The 5,157-nt window shown below is 68.2% G+C and carries 4 protein-coding genes; all 4 read right to left on the bottom strand.

The features are described 5' to 3' along the window. Nucleotides 1-654: 654 nt before the first annotated feature. On the bottom strand, nucleotides 655-1,110 hold the full coding sequence (locus ACZ67T_RS46095) for a VOC family protein (protein WP_469993042.1): 456 nt from the start codon (nucleotides 1,108-1,110) through the stop codon (nucleotides 655-657). Between the two features lie 191 nt (nucleotides 1,111-1,301). Then, nucleotides 1,302-2,516 (bottom strand): D-mannonate dehydratase ManD, encoded by a 1,215-nt coding sequence (gene manD / locus ACZ67T_RS46090; RefSeq protein WP_469993041.1) that lies wholly within the window; start codon nucleotides 2,514-2,516, stop codon nucleotides 1,302-1,304. A gap of 268 nt (nucleotides 2,517-2,784) precedes the next feature. Further along, nucleotides 2,785-3,324 (bottom strand): GNAT family N-acetyltransferase, encoded by a 540-nt coding sequence (locus ACZ67T_RS46085; protein ID WP_469993040.1) that lies wholly within the window; start codon nucleotides 3,322-3,324, stop codon nucleotides 2,785-2,787. Nucleotides 3,325-3,510: 186 nt separating this feature from the next. Next, entirely contained in the window at nucleotides 3,511-4,920 is a 1,410-nt protein-coding gene (locus ACZ67T_RS46080) for an alpha/beta hydrolase (protein WP_469993038.1), read from the bottom strand. Nucleotides 4,921-5,157: the final 237 nt, after the last annotated feature.

Genomic DNA, 5,157 nt, shown 5'->3' with positions numbered 1-5,157 from the left:
GGCCTCGTCGTCGGGGTGGGCATGCACTGCCATCAGCGTCAAAGGCCGGTCAGTCATGAAACAGTCCTCCTGAAGAAATACATCTCGGTCCGAGTGCGCGGCGGGCGTACCGCGATCCCGGGGGCCCGGATCCTGCCGGGGCGGACAACCTAGTGGTCTCCGAGTTCCCCCCTGCGGCGCCGCTCCCTCTGCGATACAACCGTGCCGGCAGGACCGGCTGTTCCCGGAGCGGGTCTCGGCCTTTCAGACGGCGGCGTTTCAACGCGAACGAGGAGCAGGCGCGACCTGCGCGTCTCAGCGTCACGTCGGGTCGGGCCGACCACGTGTCCGACCCGATCGCGTCAGGGCTGACATGGCGTACGCCTCCCGCAGAAACCGTACCTACCTGCGCCGATGCGGCAACCGTTGCACCATCCCGGACAAGGCGGCCCAGGCACGTGACCGCAAGAAGCTGGGCTCTCGCGGCGGCCGGCCGCCCAGATTCGACGCCGAGGACCACAAGGCTCGGCATGCGGTCGAGTGCGGCATCAACCGGCCTAAATAAGGCACAAAACAGTGACCCCGAGGTACCACAGGCTCTCCGTCCGCTACGCGGCGACGGTGCTGGTCGCCGCCGTGAACGAGTGGCTGTGACCAGCACCGTCGCAACGGCCCTCAGACGACGTCGAATTCGTTGCCCTCGGGGTCCTGCATGGCAGCGGCGTAGAACCCCATGTCCGGCTCATCCTTGATCCGCAGCACGGTGGCACCAGCCTTGACCAGCCGTTCCACCGCAGCCTTGACCCGCTGTGTGCGGACGTCCAGTGGAACGTCACGACCCCCGCCGACCTTCAGGTCGAAGTGCCACCGGTTCTTGGCGGCCTTCGACTCCGGAACCTGCTGGAACCACACCCTCGGTCCGCGTCCCGCGGGATCGATGATCGACTCCGGAACGTCTCCGGCACCGGGCGGCAACTCTGCCTCGGGCACCCCCACCGCCGCCCAGTAAGCACGCCACGTGGCGTGCCCGCCCGGCGCAGGCTCAGGCACGTAGCCCAGGGCCTCGGCCCAGAAAGTCACCATTCCCTGCGGATCGGAGCAGTCGATCGTCAGCTGCACTGTCATCTCCATGTTCAGAGCATCCCAGGCGGGTCTGACACGCGATCCACTCTCGCAACAGGCCCCAGGCGGGGTGCTGTCGTACCGTTCCGCGGTGGCGAGGGAAGTGAGCCAGAGCCCCGCGTTCTCCTCGCCGTGCCGCTGGGGCACGGCGATGCACCGGATCCGCAGGGCAGGGGCTGTGCTGTGAGCCGGCGGAAGGCTCACCAATCGTGGACGGTTCCGTCCTGCAGGCGGTTGACGGGCAGATAGGCCGCCTCGTAGGGGTGGGCAGCGGCCATGTCCTCGTCCAGTTCCACGCCGATACCGGGGGCCTCGCCCGGGTGCAGGTGTCCGTCGGTGAACGTGTAGGCGTGACGGAACACCTCCTCGGTGAGTGCGTTGTGGCCCGAGTACTCCTGGATGCCGAAGTTGTGGACCGCCAGGTCGAGGTGGACGGCCGCCGCCATCCCGACGGGTGAGATGTCCTCCGGCCCGTGGATGGCGCTCTTGATCTGGTACTGGGCCGCGAAGTCGAACAGCTTGCGCAGCGGCGTGACACCGCCGAAGTGAGTGACCGCAGAGCGCACGTAGTCGATGAGCTGCGCGGTGATCAGCGACTGGTAGTCGTACACGGTGTTGAACACCTCGCCGATGGCCAGCGGCGTGGTGGTGCCGGCCCGCACCAGGCGCAGGGCCTCCTGGTTCTCGGCGGGGGTGCAGTCCTCCAGCCAGAACGGCCGGTACGGCTCCAGGTCCTTGCCCAGCCGGGCCGCCTGGACGGGGGTGAGCCGGTGGTGCGCGTCGTGCAGCAGAGGCAGTTCGGCGCCGAACTCACTGCGTATGGCGTCGAACACGGCCGGAATGTGGCGCAGGTAGGCATCGGTGTCCCAGTCCTCGACCAGGGGGCGGGCCTGCTGGTGCAGGACGGCCGAGCCGTCGCCGTCGCTGGTGTCCACGCCGTACACGGCTTTGAGGCCGGGGATACCCGACTGGATTCGGACGGCCTGGTAGCCCTCGGCGAGCCGGGCCCGCACCGAGTCGATGAGCTCGGGGATGTCACGTCCGTTCGCATGCCCATAGGTACGTATGCGCTCCCGGCAGGCTCCGCCCAGCAGTTGGTAGAGCGGCAGGCCGGCGGCCTTGGCCTTGATGTCCCACAGGGCGACATCGACCGCGGCGATCGCAGCCATCGTGACCGGGCCGCGCCGCCAGTACGCCCCGCGGTACAGGAACTGCCAGGTGTCCTCGATCCGGTGCGGATCGAGACCGAGGAGGAGGGGCGTGACATGGTCGGTCAAATAGCTGACGACAGCGAGTTCGCGGCCGTTGAGCGTCGCGTCGCCCAGGCCCGTCAGGCCGTCGTCGGTCGTCACCTTCAGCGTGACGAAATTGCGTCCGGGACTCGTGACGACGACCTTCACGTCGACGATCTTCATCGCATACCTCCGTGTGTACCCCGCCGTTCACGGCGGACAGGAAACAGACTCCTGCGCGAAAGGGCAACGGGCTGCGCTCCGCCACCAGGGCGGATCGCCGTGCCTCAGCCCGCAGGGCTGACGGTTACGTGATCAGCGCTAGTCTGCGGGCACGACCACGAACCTGGTGAAGCGGGGCGCCTGGTCGGGACACCTTGGGCAGGCTGAGAACGGCACGGTCTGGTACCAGGTCACACCTCTCGGGCTACCCGACCTGGCGACCATGGGCTCAGACGGACGGCGTGACCGGGGATCGCAGGCCGAGCCACTGTTCGGCGTCCCAGGCCTGGAACCGTTCTACCTCGGTGAAGCCCAGCTTTGCCGCGAGGCGCATCGAGGCGGCATTGGCGGTCTGGGTGGTGAGCACCACCGGCTCGCCGGGAAGGGCGCTGTCGAACCAGTCGAGTGCCGCCGCGCACGCCTCGGCGGCGTACCCGAACCCCCACGCTCGCGGCAGGAAGAGGTAGCCGAGTTCGGCCTTCCCGGCGGCGGCCGGGCGACGGTGCTCTGTTGCTCGCCTGAGCAGGATCTGGCCGATCATCGCCCCGTCGAGATCAACGACGAAACTCCCGGGCCACCGCTCCGGCGCCCGGGGCATCTCGCGCTCGAGCTCGTCACGCGGGCGGGGGCCGCCGAGGTAGGTGTGCACCTCTGGCGACGCCAGCAGCTCGATGAACGCAGCACGGTCCCGGGCCTCGGGCTCACGGAGCACGAGTCTCTCGGTCTTGATCGGCTCTGGCGGCCAGGCGACGGGTCCGAGCTCAGTCATACCGGCCAGCCAATCAGCAGGATCGGCAGCGATCAAGACTCGCGGACCGTTCAACCCGTCGGCCCGGACCACCCTCGCCAACGGGTCCGGGCCTACAAGCGATGTCTGCCTTCCGTTCGCGGGGCGGCAGCTCCTCGTCATCGCCCAGCAGGTCATCAATACAGACGAGCGGCTGGAACCTGGCTGTCAGCGTCCCGGCAGCGTCTCCTGCAGCCAGTCGAAGACGACGTCGCAGTGCTGCTGCGGGGCCATCGGTGAACAGTGCAGTTGCGCGCCGGTGGCCGCGGTGAGCTTCACGTATTCCTTGGGTGACGTCAGCTTGTCGAAGATCTTCCGCGGCTGTCCGGGATAGAACTGCTCGTCCTCGTAGTCGAGGACCAGGGTGGGCATCGTGATGCGGCCCACCACGCCCGTGATGGTCAGTGACTCGATGCTTCTGGCGGGGGTGTAGAAGTCCGTGAAGACCTTGCCCTTGCGGGCGGCGAGCATCGCCGGGACGGAGAAGGGCTCGAAGCGCTTCTCCAGCGTCGCGACAGCGTCCGCAGGCAGCTCGGGGACGACCTCTTTGTTCCAGATGTTGTTGGTCTGCGCCTTGTTCGGGGTGAGGATCCTCCGAATCTCCGGCGGGAAGCCCAGCCAGGGTTCCAGGCATCCGGGCATCGCCACCAGGGCGGCGATGCGCTTCTCGAAGGCCGCGGCCCGGGGGGCCAGATTGCCCGCCATGCTCAGCCCCGTCAGGGCGATCCTGTCGGCGTCCACGTCGGAACGGGCGACCAGCCAGTCGACGAGCGGCGTGACCACCGTCTCCCAACGCGGTGTGAAAACGACCCGGTCCACAAAGAGCAACTGCCCCTGGCCCGGCCCGTCGTACACGAGGGCGTTCCAGTCACGCTCCAGGGCGGCCGCAACGCCGTAGGCCCACATGTCGACGTTCTGTCCGTCGCTGCCGTTCGTGAGGATCACGGTGGGGCGCTGTTTGCCGGAGTCGTCAGGGCGGAAGAACCACACCGGCAACGGGGTCTTCCCGTAGGGGATGTCCGCCGTCACCGGCGCCGGGTCGCACAGGCCACAGAACTTGTCCCAGGCCCCGCGCCCGGACCTGTACAGCTGTTCCTCGCTCTCGGGGGTGTCGGAGCCGAGGACGAAGAACAGAGCCTGGGCGTAGTACTGCGCCGCCCGCAGAGCGCGCAGGCGCCTGGTCTGCCGGTCGGGCTTGCTGCCCTCGGGCGCTCCCATCAGCTGGTCGCCGAGCTTCTTGAAGGTCTCGACGTACGTCTGCGCGGAGAGGCCGGCCTTGTTGATCGTGTTCACGGCGGTGAGCACCTCGCCCACCTCGCTGCCGCCGAACCCGGCCCCGCCGAGGGCCCAGAGGCCACTGAAATTGAACGCCGGGTCCCGGAAGAGCGTCATCACCCCGGGCGTGGCACCCGCCGACGAGCCGGTGGCCGACGCCGTGGGCCTGGGTGCGACCCCTTGCGCGGAGGTTTTGTTCGAGGAGGTGCAACCGGCAGCCAGCGCGACTCCGGCCCCACCGACGAGCCCGGCGAGCGCGGTGCGCCGGCTCGGGTGGGATGCGTCCTGCGATTCCTGCGTCATGCCAGCTCACCGTATGGCCCGCACCGCCTCCGCCTCCCGGCGCGACACAGTTCGTTCCCCCGACTGGAACATCCGCTCAGCGACCCTGTGCCGCGATCCGGGCGGCCACCATGGAGAGAGGCACGGCGGCGGCCCAGCTGTAGATTGAACCGTTCCGGGTTCGATCGAGACTCTAGATCTTGACTGTGACCTGGGGTTTTGTGGTCTCGCTGTAGTAGTTGGTCTCGTATTCGACGG

This window comes from Streptomyces sp. NPDC107517 (assembly GCF_055582645.1).
The sequence above is the reverse complement of the archived record's forward strand: the minus strand, read 5'-3'. Positions and strand labels throughout refer to the sequence as shown.